Source organism: Pseudomonas sp. KBW05 (assembly GCF_003852405.1).
Lineage (GTDB): Bacteria > Pseudomonadota > Gammaproteobacteria > Pseudomonadales > Pseudomonadaceae > Aquipseudomonas.
Genome location: NZ_QAJM01000006.1, coordinates 182,494 through 197,175 on the forward strand (window position 1 = coordinate 182,494; position 14,682 = coordinate 197,175).

At 59.4% G+C, this 14,682-nt stretch carries 12 protein-coding genes; 7 read left to right on the top strand and 5 right to left on the bottom strand.

What is annotated here, in order from left to right; all coding sequences use genetic code 11:
* Window positions 1-39 precede the first annotated feature (39 nt).
* The 4 genes from DBR46_RS05725 (at window position 40) to DBR46_RS05740 (ending at window position 6,462) form a co-directional block, all read left to right on the top strand.
* A complete protein-coding gene (locus tag DBR46_RS05725) occupies window positions 40-1,371 on the top strand; it encodes a deoxyguanosinetriphosphate triphosphohydrolase (protein WP_124525366.1) in 1,332 nt (443 codons plus the stop codon).
* A 173-nt stretch (window positions 1,372-1,544) separates the two neighbouring features.
* Entirely contained in the window at window positions 1,545-1,946 is a 402-nt protein-coding gene (locus DBR46_RS05730) for a response regulator (RefSeq protein WP_124525367.1), read from the top strand.
* 251 nt (window positions 1,947-2,197) lie between these two features.
* On the top strand, window positions 2,198-2,821 hold the full coding sequence (locus DBR46_RS05735; protein WP_124525368.1) for a response regulator transcription factor: 624 nt from the start codon (window positions 2,198-2,200) through the stop codon (window positions 2,819-2,821).
* An 8-nt stretch (window positions 2,822-2,829) separates the two neighbouring features.
* A complete protein-coding gene (locus DBR46_RS05740) occupies window positions 2,830-6,462 on the top strand; it encodes a transporter substrate-binding domain-containing protein (protein ID WP_124525369.1) in 3,633 nt (1,210 codons plus the stop codon).
* Window positions 6,463-6,508: 46 nt separating this feature from the next.
* Here the strand turns inward: DBR46_RS05740 and DBR46_RS05745 are convergent, their stop codons facing one another.
* Window positions 6,509-6,991: a GAF domain-containing protein gene (locus tag DBR46_RS05745; RefSeq protein WP_124525370.1), complete on the bottom strand. Its 483-nt coding sequence runs from the start codon at window positions 6,989-6,991 to the stop codon at window positions 6,509-6,511.
* Entirely contained in the window at window positions 6,988-7,878 is an 891-nt protein-coding gene (locus DBR46_RS05750; protein ID WP_124525371.1) for an ATP-binding protein, read from the bottom strand. The genes DBR46_RS05745 and DBR46_RS05750 overlap by 4 nt, the downstream gene beginning before the upstream one ends.
* 163 nt (window positions 7,879-8,041) lie before the next feature.
* Between DBR46_RS05750 and DBR46_RS05755 the strand changes: the two genes are divergently transcribed.
* Complete coding sequence (locus tag DBR46_RS05755) at window positions 8,042-10,351, top strand: response regulator (protein WP_124525372.1); 2,310 nt, start codon at window positions 8,042-8,044, stop codon at window positions 10,349-10,351.
* Here the strand turns inward: DBR46_RS05755 and DBR46_RS05760 are convergent.
* The 3 genes from DBR46_RS05760 to msrB form a co-directional block, all read right to left on the bottom strand.
* Window positions 10,305-10,796, bottom strand: a complete 492-nt coding sequence (locus DBR46_RS05760; RefSeq protein ID WP_124525373.1) for a MarR family winged helix-turn-helix transcriptional regulator — start codon at window positions 10,794-10,796, stop codon at window positions 10,305-10,307. The genes DBR46_RS05755 and DBR46_RS05760 overlap by 47 nt on opposite strands.
* Window positions 10,793-11,278 carry a glutathione peroxidase gene (locus tag DBR46_RS05765; protein WP_124525374.1) on the bottom strand — a complete coding sequence of 162 codons (486 nt, stop codon included), beginning with the start codon at window positions 11,276-11,278 and terminating at the stop codon, window positions 10,793-10,795. Before DBR46_RS05765 ends, DBR46_RS05760 begins: the two co-directional genes overlap by 4 nt.
* A gap of 124 nt (window positions 11,279-11,402) precedes the next feature.
* On the bottom strand, window positions 11,403-11,795 hold the full coding sequence (msrB, locus tag DBR46_RS05770) for a peptide-methionine (R)-S-oxide reductase MsrB (RefSeq protein ID WP_124525375.1): 393 nt from the start codon (window positions 11,793-11,795) through the stop codon (window positions 11,403-11,405).
* 202 nt (window positions 11,796-11,997) lie between these two features.
* On the opposite strand from msrB, the gene DBR46_RS05775 reads away from it, so the two are divergent.
* The gene (locus DBR46_RS05775) at window positions 11,998-13,209 is read left to right on the top strand and encodes a pyridoxal phosphate-dependent aminotransferase (protein WP_017734399.1); all 1,212 of its coding nucleotides are present in this window, start codon (window positions 11,998-12,000) and stop codon (window positions 13,207-13,209) included.
* 304 nt (window positions 13,210-13,513) lie between these two features.
* Window positions 13,514-14,401 carry a protease HtpX gene (htpX, locus tag DBR46_RS05780; RefSeq protein WP_124525376.1) on the top strand — a complete coding sequence of 296 codons (888 nt, stop codon included), beginning with the start codon at window positions 13,514-13,516 and terminating at the stop codon, window positions 14,399-14,401.
* The last annotated feature ends 281 nt before the right edge of the window (window positions 14,402-14,682 follow it).

Sequence of the window (14,682 nt, forward strand, 5' to 3'; positions counted from 1 at the left end):
AAGCTGGGGGGGTCATTCACCGAACGGAGAGTCCCCGCCTTGGATTGGCCCACCCTACTGACCCGCGAACGTCTTGGAAAAACCCTGCACAGCCCGGAAGAGCTGGGGCGCAGCCCGTTTCACAAGGATCACGACCGCATCATTTTCTCCGGCGCGTTTCGCCGCCTGGGCCGCAAGACCCAAGTGCACCCGGTGTCGAGCAATGACCACATCCATACGCGCCTGACCCACTCGCTGGAAGTCAGCTGCGTAGGCCGTTCCCTGGGCATGCGCGTCGGCGAAACCCTGCGCAGCGCCCTGCCCGACTGGTGCGACCCGAGCGATCTGGGCATGGTGGTGCAATCGGCCTGCCTGGCCCACGACATCGGCAACCCACCGTTCGGGCACTCCGGCGAAGACGCCATCCGCCACTGGTTCCAGCAAGCGGCCGGGCGCGGCTGGCTGGACGACATGAGCAGCGCCGAGCGCAATGACTTCCTCAATTTCGAGGGCAACGCCCAGGGCTTCCGGGTGCTTACCCAGTTGGAATATCACCAGTTCGACGGCGGCACCCGGCTGACCTATGCGACCCTGGGCACCTACCTCAAATACCCTTGGACCGCCCGCCACGCCGACGCATTGGGCTACAAGAAACACAAGTTCGGCTGCTATCAGAGTGAGTTGCCGATTCTTGAGCAAATCGCGCAAAAGCTCGGCCTGCCGCAGTTGGAGGAACAACGTTGGGCGCGTCATCCGCTGGTTTACTTGATGGAGGCGGCAGACGACATCTGCTACGCCTTGATCGACCTGGAGGACGGCCTGGAAATGGAGTTGCTGCAATACGCCGAGGTCGAAGCACTGCTGCTCAACCTGGTGGGCGATGACTTGCCGCAAACCTATCGACAGCTGGGCCCCGGCGACTCGCGCCGACGCAAACTGGCGATCCTGCGCGGCAAGGCCATCGAACACCTGACCAACGCTGCGGCACAAGCCTTCGTTGAACAACAGGACGCCTTGCTCGCCGGCACCCTCCCCGGTGACTTGGTGGAACATATGCACGGCCCGGCTCAACGCTGCGTGCTGGATGCCAAGGACATGGCGCGCAAGAAAATCTTCCAGGACAAACGCAAGACCCTGCATGAAATCGGCGCCTACACCACCCTGGAAATCCTCTTGAACGCCTTTTGCGGCGCCGCGCTGGAGCAGCACGGCGGCCGTACGCCGTCGTTCAAGAACCGGCGCATTCTCGACTTGCTCGGCAACAGCGCGCCAAACCCGGCCTGGCCGTTGCACGCATCGTTCCTGCGCATGATCGATTTCATCGCCGGCATGACCGACAGCTACGCCACCGAAATGGCGCGGGAGATGACCGGGCGCTCCAGCCCGCAATAACCTCGGTAACCAAGCAGTCTGTTCCCTGAAAAGAATCGCCCTACGACGGGAACAGAGCTGCCTGATCGAATTCGCACAACCACTCAAAGAATAATCACGCGCGCTTCTGGCCGACCTTGAAAGCAATTCCTACGCTCCGCCCCATCGACGCTTGACTCAGTGTGTGCCCTTTTATGCCCCAACATTGCCTGCATATTCTGCTGGTGGAGGACCATCCCTTTCAGCTTCTGGCAACCCAGTGCCTGCTCAAGAGCTTCGGCTTCGAGCAGCTGACGCTGGCGGAAAATGCCGAACATGCGATTCGCCAGATGACCCGGTCCCGGACGCCTTTCGACCTCATGCTCTGCGACCAGTGCCTGCCGGACCTGCCTGGGCTGGAACTGGTCGAAATAGCCAGCCGTCGGGGCTTCATCAGCGCGGCCATCCTGCTCAGTGGCCTGTCCACGCTAGAACTGTCGACGCTCTATACCCAGGCACGGCGACGCGGCCTACCATTATTGGGTTACTTATCGAAGCCATTGAATCGAGATGAACTTACCGCACTGATAAATCAGACTTCTGACATACAGCTGTAAGACTTTAAACATCAACCCATACGAAAAGCACATTACAAAACCAACCTCGGATCGTTATGCACGCCATTGCCACCATACAATGGTCGACACACTGACACACCCAAGCATTAATTCCTGACAAATCGTAAGCAGATGCCTTTTTTGTCGTAGGAATTTTCCTGTTTTGTATCCAGCACCACTGAGACTCATGCTCACAACACGCCATCTGAGCTAATGTGCCCGCTTTATTTGCACTTGCATGGAATGGGATTATGAACTCAGTTTTCATTATCGATGACCACCCTGTTATAAGGCTGGCGATTCGAATGCTGTTGGAACACGAAGGCTATAAAGTCGTCGGCGAAACAGATAACGGTTGTGATGCGATACAGATGGTCCGCGAATGCCTACCGGACCTGATCATTCTTGATATCAGTATTCCAAAACTTGACGGGCTCGAAGTACTGTGCCGGTTCAACGCCATGAACACCCAGATGAAAACCCTCGTCCTGACCGCCCAGAGCCCCACGCTGTTCGCCACGCGCTGCATGCGTTCGGGTGCCGATGGCTACGTATGCAAGGAGGGCGATCTGAGTGAACTGCTGAGTGCCATCCGTGCCGTATTGTCAGGCTACAACTACTTCCCTAGCCAGGCATTGAATGCCAGCGGCGTGGACACCAACTCCCAGGAACTTGAACTGTTCAAGTCCGTTAACGACAGGGAATTAATGGTATTGCAACTTTTTGCACAAGGCCGCACCAACAAAGAAATCGCCAAAGGTATGTTTTTAAGTAACAAAACAGTCAGCACCTACAAAAAGAGGCTCATGCAAAAACTGAAAGCCAAATCCTTGGTAGAACTTATCGAGTTGGCAAAACGAAACGCGCTAGTGTGAGAAAGCGGATGCCCAGGCGTATAAAGGATTATCTGATTGTATTGAGTGCAGGCCTATGCTTGAGCACGGTCGTGTTTGCGGTTCAAACCGAACCGCAACATTTCACCCTGTTGAGCCGTGTGGGGTCCCTTCAACTGGACACTCAGCTGGACAAATCCCAGCGCCAGTGGCTACAGAACAAACGCGAATTGGTGCTGGGCACTGCGCAACCGGACTACCCGCCCTTTGACCTTACGTCCAGCGGGCAAGACTACGAAGGGCTCACTGCCGACTATGCAGGGATTCTCGCCAAGGCACTGGCGATGCCAGTCAAGGTGTTGCGCTATCCCACCCGAGAGGCCGCCATTCAAGCACTCGAAACAGGTGAAATCGATCTGCTCGGTTCCTCCAATGGCTTTGAGGCTGCAAACCCTCGGCTCACGCTTTCCACGCCGTACGCCGTAGACCAACCGGTATTGGTGACCCGTGAGCGCGAGACCCGCAGCCTCAGCGAGGGGCTGGCGGGGCTGCGTTTGAGCCTGGTTTATCACTACCTGCCACTGGACGAAGTACAAAAGCTGTACCCCAAAGCAGTCATCCGTGCCTATCCCTCGTATCAGAATGCCTTGAACGCGGTGGCATTCGATCAGGCAGACGTGTTTCTCGGCGACACCATTTCTACCCACTACATGATCAACAAGGGCTACCTGAAGAATATCCGCATGGCCAACTTCGGCAAGCACGAGGCCTACGGATTCAGCTTTGCCCTGCGCCAGGACCAGCAGATGCTTCTGTGTATCGTCAATTCGGTGCTGGCGACGATACCCAGCAACGAACGGGACAGCATTGCCAAACGCTGGAGTGCAGGCAGCGACATCCTGCTCACCGACCAGAAACTGCAACTGAACGACCGCGAGGAGCGCTGGCTGAGGGAACACCCGGTGGTCAAGGTGGTTGTGAACGAAACCTTCGCGCCGGTAACGTTCTTTGACGCCGACGGCAACTTCCGTGGCATTGCTGCCGACCTGCTGGAGCTGATTCGCCTGCGTACCGGGATGCGTTTCGAGATCGTCCGTGTACGGGGTATCAGCACGATGATCGAACAGTTGGAGACTGGCAAATCCGACATGATCAGCGCCATCGCGCCCAGCGCCGAGCGGGAAGCCCAGCTCAACTTCAGCCGGCCCTACCTGGAAAACTCCTATGTGATGTTGACGCGCAAAGAAGATCAGGCGCCAGCCAGCCTGGAGGCAATGGACGGTAAACGCCTGGCATTGACCCAAGGCAGCCCGATTTCAAAATTCCTGCGTGAAAACTTCCCGAGGATTCAACTGGTAGAGACGATCGACACGTTCAAATCCGCCGAACTACTGGTCCAGGGCCATGTGGATGGCGCAGTGAACACCTTGGTGGTTGCCAACTATTTTCTGTCCTCACCGATGTTCCAGGACAAGATTCAGACCAGCTTCAGCATTGGCACGACGCCAGCCGCCTTTGCCCTGGCGACGTCACGCTCAGCGACCGAACTGAGTTCAATCCTGGACAAGGCCTTGCTGAGCATCGACCCGGATGAACTGGGGGTCATCAACAGTCGGTGGCGAGGCTACACCGCCGCCTCCGACAGTTACTGGCGCAACTACCACGACATGATTGCCCAAATCATTCTCGGTACCGGGCTCTTGCTGTTGATATCCCTGGCGTGGAACGCCTACATGCGCCGGCAGATCAGGCATCGCAAGATGGCCGAGCGCGCTCTCAACGATCAGTTCGAGTTCATGCGGGCGCTGGTCAACGAAACCCCACACCCCATTTACGTGCGTGACCGCAAAGGGTTACTGCAGACCTGTAACGACAGCTATCTGCAAGTATTTGACGTCAAGCGCGAGGACGTGATCGGCAAAAGTGTCATGCAGATCAGCACGGCCCTCGACACTGAAGCCGCTCATTACCACGCCGACTACCAACGCGTCGTGGCGCAAGGCAATCCGCAAATTCTCGATCGTCCCCTGCATATCCGTGGCAAAAAACACACGATCTACCATTGGATCCTGCCTTACCGGGATTCCACTGGAGAGGTCCAAGGCATCATCGGTGGCTGGATCGACATCAGCGAACGGCGCCAGCTATTCGATGAGCTGCGCACGGCCAAGGAGCGTGCCGACGAGGCCAACCGCGCCAAAAGCACCTTTCTGGCAACGATGAGCCACGAAATCCGCACCCCGATGAACGCGGTGATCGGCATGCTGGAGCTGACGCTCAAGCGGGCTGACCAGGGCCATCTGGACCGCCCGGCGATTGAGGTGGCCTACAACTCGGCGAAGGACCTGTTGGAGTTGATCGGTGACATCCTCGACATCGCGCGTATTGAATCCGGTCGCCTGAGCCTCGCCCCCGAGCGCGTTAACCTGAAAGAGGTGATCGAGTCAGTGGTGCGCGTGTTCGACGGCCTGGTACGTCAGAAAACCCTCAGCTTGCTGCTTGAGTACAAGCCTGATCTGGATGACAACGACGTACTGATCGATCCGTTGCGCTTCAAGCAGGTGCTGTCCAACCTGGTCAGCAATGCCATCAAGTTCACTGAGCGCGGTCAGGTGAAGATCCGGGTCGAGGTTCTTGCCACTAACCTGCCGCAGCAGGTCGAGATGAAACTGGTCGTGGAAGACACCGGCATTGGTATCAGCCGCGACGATCAACTTCGCCTGTTCGAACCCTTCGCCCAGGCAGATAACTCAGGGCACCTGGCCCGCAGTGGCGCGGGTCTGGGACTGGTCATCTGCCGCAGCCTGTGCGCGATGATGGGCGGGCAATTGAGCCTGAGCAGCGTACCCATGGTGGGCACCCAGGTGCATATCAGCTTGAAAATGCCGCGCCTGCCACCGCTCCAGGCAGTGGATGAACTCAAGCCGGCGACACCCGCTTCTGCTTCGGTGCTTAACGTACTGGTGGTGGACGACCATCCCGCCAATCGCTTGCTGATGTGCCAGCAACTGGGCTACCTGGGGCACCAGTTCACGGCCGCCCAGCACGGTGCCGCAGGGTTCCAGGCCTGGCGCCAGGAACACTTCGACCTGGTGATCGCCGACTGCAACATGCCCATCATGAACGGCTACGAATTGAGCCGGTCTATCCGCGAGTACGAACTGCGCGAGCAGCGACCGCCGTGCATTGTGCTGGGCTTTACTGCCAACGCCCAACCCGAAGAGAAACAGCGCTGCGCCGAAGCGGGCATGGATGACTGCCTGTTCAAACCCATCAGCCTCACGGCGCTGGAACGCCAATTAACACAAATCAGACCACACCCCAGCAACGTAAAGCTGGACCTTGGTAGTCTGGACGCGCTGACGGGAGGCGACCCGCAACTCAGCCAACGCCTGCTGGAGGAGCTGCTCAGCAGCAGTCGCCATGATCGGGAAAAATTGGTGGCGTTGTCGGTACATCAGGCACCGGCACAGGACATCATCGAGCAGGCCCACAAGATCAAAGGTGCCGCGCGTATCGTGCAGGCTCGCGATTTGGCCGGGCAATGTGAGGCGTTGGAGCAAGCCTGTGCCCGAGGGGAGCAGCAGCCGGCGATCGAAACAGGGATCAAGGCCCTGGAACAATGCATGCTTGAGCTGGAGAGAATGCTGCAAACACAACTCAACGAGCTCAATCGTGCCTGACAGCCTGCCTCAGGGAGCGAAATTGCTCGCTCCCTGAGGGATCAGATCAGCAGTCGGTCAAACGCAGGAAAATCGCCACCAGCTGTTCGATGCCCACCTGATCTTGCGCAGTGAAGCGCGCCAGCGAAGGGCTGTCGAGATCGAGGACGCCAACCAGCCGGCCATCCTTGACCAACGGGACCACCAGCTCGCTGTTGGAGGCGCTGTCACAGGCGATATGCCCTGGGAATGCATGCACGTCTTCCACCCGCTGGGTTTGCCGCGAGGCTGCCGCCGCACCGCACACACCACGGCCAAACGGGATACGCACACAGGCGATCTGGCCCTGGAACGGCCCGAGCACCAGTTCTTCATTGCGGTTGAGATAGAAGCCGGCCCAGTTCAGGTCGTCCAGCTGATTGAACAGGAACGCGGAAAACTGCGCACTGTTGGCGATGAAGTCACGCTCATCGGCAAGCAGCGATTGCAGTTGCGCACACAGCATGGCATAGCCATCAAGGCCGGTGCCGGCTTGTTGTAGATCGATCACGGTTGACGCTCCAGCAATTTGAGGCCTACCCAGTAACGGGCGAATTGATACGCGCAACGGCCGTTGCGATTGCCGCGCCCGGTTGCCCAGCGCACAGCAAGGATGTCGAGGTTTTCATCACGCTGCCACTGCAAGCCGGCCTTGCCCGCCAGCTCGCCGATCCAGTGCTCCACTACATCCAGGAAGTGTTCCTGGGTGAACGGGTAGAACGACAGCCACAGGCCAAAACGGTCAGACAAGGCAATCTTGTCTTCTACGGCTTCGCTTGGGTGCAGCTCGCCGTCCACGCGCTTCCAGTTGTCATTGTCGCTCTGGTTTTCCGGGACCAGGTGACGACGGTTCGACGTGGCGTACAGCAGCACGTTTTCCGGCGCCTGTTCGAGGGAGCCATCGAGCACGCTCTTGAGCACGCGGTAATCGCCCTCGCCCGCTTCGAACGACAGGTCATCGCAAAACAGGATGAAGCGTTGCGGCAGCTTGAGCAGTTGCTCGACCACGCGCGGCAGGTCGGCCAGGTGGTCGCGTTCGATCTCGATCAAGCGCAGGCCGGCCTGCGCATGCTGGGCCAGCAAGGCGCGCACCATGGACGACTTGCCGGTGCCACGCGAACCCCACAGCAACGCATGGTTGGCGGGCAGGCCATCGAGAAACTGCTGGGTATTGCGTGCCAGGGTTTCACGCTGCTTGTCGACGCCGATCAGGTCGGACAGGCGCATGTCCAGGCTGACTTCCAGTGGCAACAAGAAGCCGCTGCGGCCTTCACGCTGCCAACGGGCAGCCAGGCACTGGTTCCAGTCGATGGCTTGGCGCGGCGCGGGCAACAAGGGTTCCAGGCGGGCGAGCACTGCATCGGCCCGCTCAAGAAAGGCATTCAATCGAGAATCCACGATTATTCCTCTGGCAAGTTCTTGCAAAAGATGGCGTATTGGCAGCCCCGCGGCAGAACACACGAGGCTGCGTAAAAACCGATTAATGCCGGGCAAGCCAGAGCCGGTGGATGTTCAGCTATGCTTGCCGGGCGAAGGGAAACGTGAAGTGGTTCAACACCCGATGGATATCAAGTTCGCCCACCGCTTGTCTTATAAACAAGCCAGATTGACTGTGCTGGTCGGTTTCGTCTTGGGAACCTTGCTCAGTCTGATCCAAATCGGCATTGATTATGCCAGCGAAGACGCATCCATCAACCGTGAAATACGCTCGCTGCTCGAAATCAGCCACAACCCCGCGTCCCGTATCGCCTACAACATCGATGCCGAACTGGCGCAAGAGCTGACCCTGGGCCTGCTGCATTCTCCGGCGATCATCCGCGCCCGGTTGGTCGACAACAACGGCGTGGTGCTCGCTGACGTCAACCGACCCCGCGCGCAAAGCCCCTACCGGCCCATCAGCGACTTCCTGTTTGGTGCCAACCGCCAGTTTGAAGATCGATTGTTTCTTACACACATGCCCAACGAATCCCTCGGCGAGCTGCACCTGGATGTCGATACCTACGCGTTTGGCAGCCGCTTCCTGCGCCGCGCCGAGATCACCCTGCTCAATGGCTTTGCCCGCAGCCTGCTGCTGACCGGGATCCTGCTCGGCCTATTCTACGTGATGCTGACCCAACCCCTGGTGCGCATCATTCGAGCGCTGAGCACCAGCAAACAAACACGCCTGGATTGCCCGCCCGGTCACGAAAACGACGAGATCGGCGTGTTGGTGAACGTGGCCAACCAGCAATTCGAAAACATGGAAACCGAGATCCAGCAGCGCCGCCACGCCGAAGACCGCCTCACCGAATACCTGGGGCAACTGGAACATATTGTCTCGGCCCGCACCCTGGAGCTCAAGACCAGCAACCAGCGGCTGAGCCAGTCCAATGACGAACTGGAAGCCGCCAAGGTCAACGCGATGGCCATGGCCCAGGCAAGAGCCGCGTTCCTGGCCAACATGAGCCACGAAATCCGTACGCCGCTCAATGGCCTGCTGGGGATGATCGCCCTGTCACTGGACAGCCCGCTGAACGCCGAGCAGCGCCAGCAACTGTCCATCGCCCATGATTCGGGCAAGGTGCTGGTGGAGTTGCTCAACGATATTCTCGACCTGTCCAAGTTCGATGCCGGTCAGCTTGAGCTGGAGTCGATCCCCTTCGACCTCGGTTCATTGGTGGAAGACACCGCGAACCTGCTGTCGCAGAACGCCGCGTCGAGCGTCGAGCTGACCTGCCTGATCGATCCGCTGTTTCCAGCCCAGGTCATCGGCGACCCGACGCGGGTGCGGCAGATTGTCAGCAACTTGCTTTCCAACGCGCTGAAGTTCACACGCTTCGGCCGTGTGGACGTGCGCCTCAGCACCCACAACGGCCTGGTGAGGATTGAGGTGTGCGACACCGGGATCGGCATTGCGCCAGAAGCACAGTTGAAGATATTCCAGCCGTTTACCCAGGCGGGCGCGGGCATCACCCGGCAGTTTGGCGGCACCGGGCTGGGCCTGGCCTTGACCCACAACCTGTGCGAAGCGATGCGCGGCCGCTTGAGCATCAGTTCCGAAGTGGGCTTCGGCAGCCAGTTCTGCGCCGAACTGCCGCTGCCCACCCACTTGCCCGCCGCCCGCCAGGCGCCACTCCAGGGTGAAGTGATCGCCATTACCAGTGCCGGCAGTGGCCTGGCAGAGCTGCTGACCAGCCTGCTGCCCCATTGGGGGCTCACGCCACAGTGCTATCCCCGTGACGCGGATATGAGCGGGCAAAAACCCGACCTGTTGATCACCGACTGCCCCGAATGCCTGTTCCGCCTGCGCCCTACCCTCAGCGCGCCGATCCTGCTGGTGACCGCCTATGGCAGTTTCATGCCCAGCGAAGAAGTCGCAGCGCTGGCACCGTTGCAACAACAGGCGCGCCCTTTGAGCCGCAATGCGCTGTACCAGATCCTGCAACGCAACCTGCGCAGCGACGCGCAACCGTTCCTCGACCCGATCCAGATGGACGCCCCACCTCTCACGCACCGGGCGCGCGTCCTGTTGGTGGAGGACAACCCGGTCAATCAACTGGTGGCCAAGGGCATGCTCGGCAAGCTGGGCTGCGAAGTGATCGTCGCCGCCCATGGCGGTGAAGCGCTCAAGTGCCTGGAGGAACAGCACTTTGACTTGGTCTTGATGGACTGCAACATGCCGGTCATGGATGGCTACGAGGCCAGCCGGCAGATTCGTCGCAGCGGGCGCTGGCCGGACCTGCCCATCGTGGCCTTGACCGCCAACGCCCTGGCCGAAGAACGCGAGCGCTGCCGGGCGGCGGGGATGAATGACTACCTGGCCAAGCCGTTCCGTCGTGAAGAGCTCAAGGGCCTGCTGGATCTGTGGGTGCCGCGTTCGACAAGCCTCTGATTTGCGCGAGTAACTGATCAAGACCGTCGCGCAGGGCGTCGGCCTGGTTCAGATCGACACCGCTGTCGCACAGCAGGCGGGTTTTCAGGGCGTGGGCCTGATCCCGCAACTGCACACCCGCCTCGCTCAGACTCAAATGCACTTCGCGCTCGTCCCGCGCACTGCGCTGGCGTCGCACCAGCCCAAGCTGCTCCAGGCGCTTGAGCAGCGGCGTGAGCGTGCCCGAATCCAGCATCAGCCGCTCCCCCAGCGCCCTGACCGTGGGCTGAGCCGGTGATGCGCCGTGCCATTCCCATAGCACCAGCATCGCCAGGTATTGCGGATAGGTCAGGCCGAGTCGGTCCAGCATGGGTTTGTAGGCGCGGGTCACCGCCCGTGACGCCGCGTACAGCTTGAAACACAACTGATCGTCGAGGGCCAGGGACGCGTTGGGCTGGTCGGTCATTTGAGCAGGGCTTCGATCTCTTGGGTCAGGTCTTGCGGCTTGGTGGTCGGGGCGAAACGCTTGACGACCTGGCCGTCGCGACCGATGAGGAACTTGGTGAAGTTCCACTTGATACCTTTGGAACCCAGCAAGCCCGGCGCCTGTTGTTTCAACTGCACGAACAACGGGTGGGCATCGCTGCCATTGACATCGATCTTCTTGAACAACGGGAAACTGACACCGAAGTTCACCTCGCAAAACTCGGTGATCGCGCCTTCGTTGCCTGGCTCCTGCTTGCCGAACTGGTTGCAGGGAAAGCCCAGCACCACCAGGCCCTGGTCCTTGTAGTCCTGCCAGAGTTGCTCCAGGCCCTTGTACTGCGGGGTGAAGCCACATTTGCTGGCGGTGTTGACCACCAGGATGGCCTTGCCGGCGAAATCGGCCAAGGTCTTTTGCTCACCCTTAATGGTGGTGCAAGGGATGCTCAGCAGGTTGTTGCTCATGGCAGTGCCTCAAGGAATAGGAAAGAATACAAAACATAGCGAGCAATTGAATTGTGCGCAATTTAATTGCCAAAAATGATACCTCCCTATTGATCGTTCCCACGCTCTGCGTGGGAACGATCATTCAGCGGGGTACGAAGTCCAGGCACACCGAGTTGATGCAGTAGCGCAGGCCCGTCGGCGGCGGGCCGTCCGGAAACACGTGGCCCAAGTGCGCATCGCACTTGGCGCAGGTGACTTCGGTACGGATCATGCCGTGGCTGACGTCACGGATCTCGATCATCGCGCTGTCGGCAATCGGCTCGTAGAAGCTCGGCCAGCCGCAACCGGCATCGAATTTGGTGCGCGAATCGAACAGCGGCTCGTTGCAGCAAATGCAGTGGTACACACCGTCGGTGGTGGTGGCGTTGTACTTACCGGAAAACGGGCGCTCGGTACCTTTGAGGCGGCACACCTGGTACTGCGCCGGGTCGAGCATGTCCTGCCATTCCTGAAGGGTTTTCTGCAACTTTTCCATCGGTACACCTCGGCAACTGAAAAACCCTGATCTGTGTCTTTTCCGTAGATCAGGTGGCACGTATGATTGCGCCTCTTCAAAACGCCAGTCTGGCACCCGCGCTACCGGCATTCAAACGTATTTATGGGGGCCGGCCCCGCAGGATTCACAGTACGGTAGTGCCCCTACCTTCTGGATCGTTCATTTTCAGGATCACATCGCCATGCAGGTCAGCAAATCGAACAAGCTCGCCAACGTCTGCTATGACATTCGCGGCCCAGTGCTCAAGCACGCCAAACGCCTGGAAGAGGAAGGCCATCGCATCCTCAAGCTGAACATTGGCAACCCGGCGCCCTTTGGTTTCGAAGCGCCGGACGAAATCCTCCAGGACGTGATCCGCAACCTGCCAACCGCCCAGGGCTACAGCGATTCCAAGGGCCTGTTCAGCGCGCGCAAGGCGGTGATGCAGTACTACCAGCAGAAGCAGGTCGAAGGCGTTGGCATCGAAGACATCTACCTGGGCAATGGCGTGTCCGAGCTGATCGTGATGTCCATGCAGGCCCTGCTCAACAACGGCGACGAAGTGCTGGTCCCGGCGCCGGACTACCCGCTGTGGACTGCCGCCGTGACCCTGGCCGGTGGCCATCCGGTGCACTACCTGTGTGACGAAGGCGCCGACTGGTTCCCGGACCTGGCCGACATCAAGGCCAAGATCACCCCGAACACCAAGGCCCTGGTGATCATCAACCCGAACAACCCGACCGGCGCCGTGTACTCCAAGGAAGTGCTGCTGGGCATGCTGGAGTTGGCACGCCAGCACAACCTCGTGGTGTTCTCCGACGAGATCTACGACAAGATCCTCTACGACGACGCCGTGCACGTGTGCACCGCCTCGCTGGCGCCGGACCTGCTGTGCCTGACCTTCAACGGCCTGTCCAAGTCCTATCGCGTGGCGGGTTTCCGCTCCGGCTGGATCGCCATTTCCGGGCCCAAGCACAATGCCCAGAGCTACATCGAAGGCATCGACATGCTTGCCAATATGCGCCTGTGTGCCAACGTGCCGAGCCAGCACGCCATCCAGACCGCCCTCGGCGGCTACCAGAGCATCAACGATCTGGTCCTGCCCCAGGGCCGCCTGCTGGAACAGCGCAACCGTACCTGGGAGCTGCTCAACGCGATCCCCGGCGTGAGCTGCGTAAAACCCATGGGCGCACTGTACGCGTTCCCCCGGATCGACCCGAAAGTCTGCCCGATCTTCAACGACGAGAAGTTCGTGCTCGACCTGCTGCTGTCGGAAAAGCTGCTGGTGGTCCAGGGCACTGCATTCAACTGGCCGTGGCCGGATCACTTCCGCGTGGTGACCTTGCCGCGTGTGGATGACCTGGACATGGCCATTGGTCGCATCGGCAACTTCCTGAAGTCCTATCGCCAGTAGCGACAATGGCGCTGTGCGACCGACATTCGGTCGTACAGCGAGTATCTGGCAACACTTCTCTGCCCTTAGCCCCCCTTCTGATATCACTGCCTGCCAAGGATCGGTAAGCCCCCTATAATTACGGGACGCAAAGGCATGGGAGTGACGATCACGAGAGGTTTTCCAGGTCGGAAAATCCCTTCAAGGCTCTACATTCAAGCTGTAGGACACAGTTTGAAATAGTCGCTCGGTTGAATAGCCCCATGCCGCACCTTATATACCCCGCAGTACGCGACATATTAAGCATGAGGAGAATTCTACAACCATGATGCGCATCCTGCTGTTCTTGGCCACTAACCTGGCGGTCGTGCTGATTGCCAGCATCACCCTGAGCCTTTTTGGCTTCAACGGGTTCATGGCGGCCAACGGGGTTGACCTGAACCTCAATCAGCTGCTGGTTTTCTGTGCGGTCTTTGGTTTTGCCGGTTCGCTGTTCTCGCTGTTCATCTCCAAGTGGATGGCGAAAATGAGCACCAGCACCCAAGTCATCACCCAGCCACGCACCCGGCATGAGCAATGGTTGCTGCAGACCGTCGAGCAATTGTCCCGCGAGGCCGGCATCAAGATGCCTGAGGTCGGGATCTTCCCGGCTTATGAAGCCAACGCCTTTGCCACTGGCTGGAACAAGAACGACGCGCTCGTTGCAGTGAGCCAGGGCATGCTGGAACGCTTCTCGTATGACGAAGTGAAGGCGGTACTCGCCCACGAGATCGGCCACGTGGCCAACGGTGACATGGTCACCCTGGCGCTGGTGCAAGGCGTGGTGAACACCTTCGTGATGTTCTTCGCACGGATCATCGGCAACTTTGTCGACAAGGTGATCTTCAAGAACGAAGAAGGCCGCGGCATTGCCTACTACGTGGCGACCATCTTCGCCGAGTTGGTACTGGGCTTCCTGGCCAGTGCGATCACCATGTGGTTCTCGCGCAAACGGGAATTCCGCGCAGACGAAGCCGGTGCCCGCCTGGCCGGTACCGGGGCGATGATCGCAGCGCTGCAACACCTGCGCTCCGAACAAGGCCTGCCGGTGCACATGCCGGACAGCCTGACCGCCTTCGGCATCAACGGTGGCATCAAGCAGGGCTTTGCCCGACTGTTCATGAGCCACCCGCCGCTGGAAGAGCGGATCGACGCACTGCGTCGTCGGGGCTGATAGGCCACGGGTGACACAAAAAGGGGCGATCTGATCGCCCCTTTTTTGTGCTTTGTCGCCATCGCGGCATAGGTATCTACACAACTACTGAACCTGACAAAACCCAAAGTTTTGGCTTTGGCTCTTGCTCTTGCTCTTGCTCTTGCTCTTGCTCTTGATTTTGATCTTAGGCGCCCCGTTAACCACGCTGGCCGAACGCAGGCTTGAATCCGTGGGTAACCCGGCAGGACGCCGGGTTAGCCGTCCTGGGCCAAGGATGACCCATGACGGCGGCCCACGGA

Bases quoted from the DNA above. Each gene is read 5' to 3' on its own strand.
- DBR46_RS05730 (WP_124525367.1), top strand. From the start codon at position 1,545: ATGCCCCAACATTGCCTGCATATTCTGCTGGTGGAGGACCATCCCTTT.
- DBR46_RS05735 (WP_124525368.1), top strand. From the start codon at position 2,198: ATGAACTCAGTTTTCATTATCGATGACCACCCTGTTATAAGGCTGGCG.
- DBR46_RS05740 (WP_124525369.1), top strand. From the start codon at position 2,830: ATGCCCAGGCGTATAAAGGATTATCTGATTGTATTGAGTGCAGGCCTA.
- DBR46_RS05755 (WP_124525372.1), top strand. From the start codon at position 8,042: ATGGATATCAAGTTCGCCCACCGCTTGTCTTATAAACAAGCCAGATTG.
- DBR46_RS05760 (WP_124525373.1), bottom strand. From the start codon at position 10,796: ATGACCGACCAGCCCAACGCGTCCCTGGCCCTCGACGATCAGTTGTGT.
- DBR46_RS05765 (WP_124525374.1), bottom strand. From the start codon at position 11,278: ATGAGCAACAACCTGCTGAGCATCCCTTGCACCACCATTAAGGGTGAG.
- msrB (WP_124525375.1), bottom strand. From the start codon at position 11,795: ATGGAAAAGTTGCAGAAAACCCTTCAGGAATGGCAGGACATGCTCGAC.
- DBR46_RS05775 (WP_017734399.1), top strand. From the start codon at position 11,998: ATGCAGGTCAGCAAATCGAACAAGCTCGCCAACGTCTGCTATGACATT.
- htpX (WP_124525376.1), top strand. From the start codon at position 13,514: ATGATGCGCATCCTGCTGTTCTTGGCCACTAACCTGGCGGTCGTGCTG.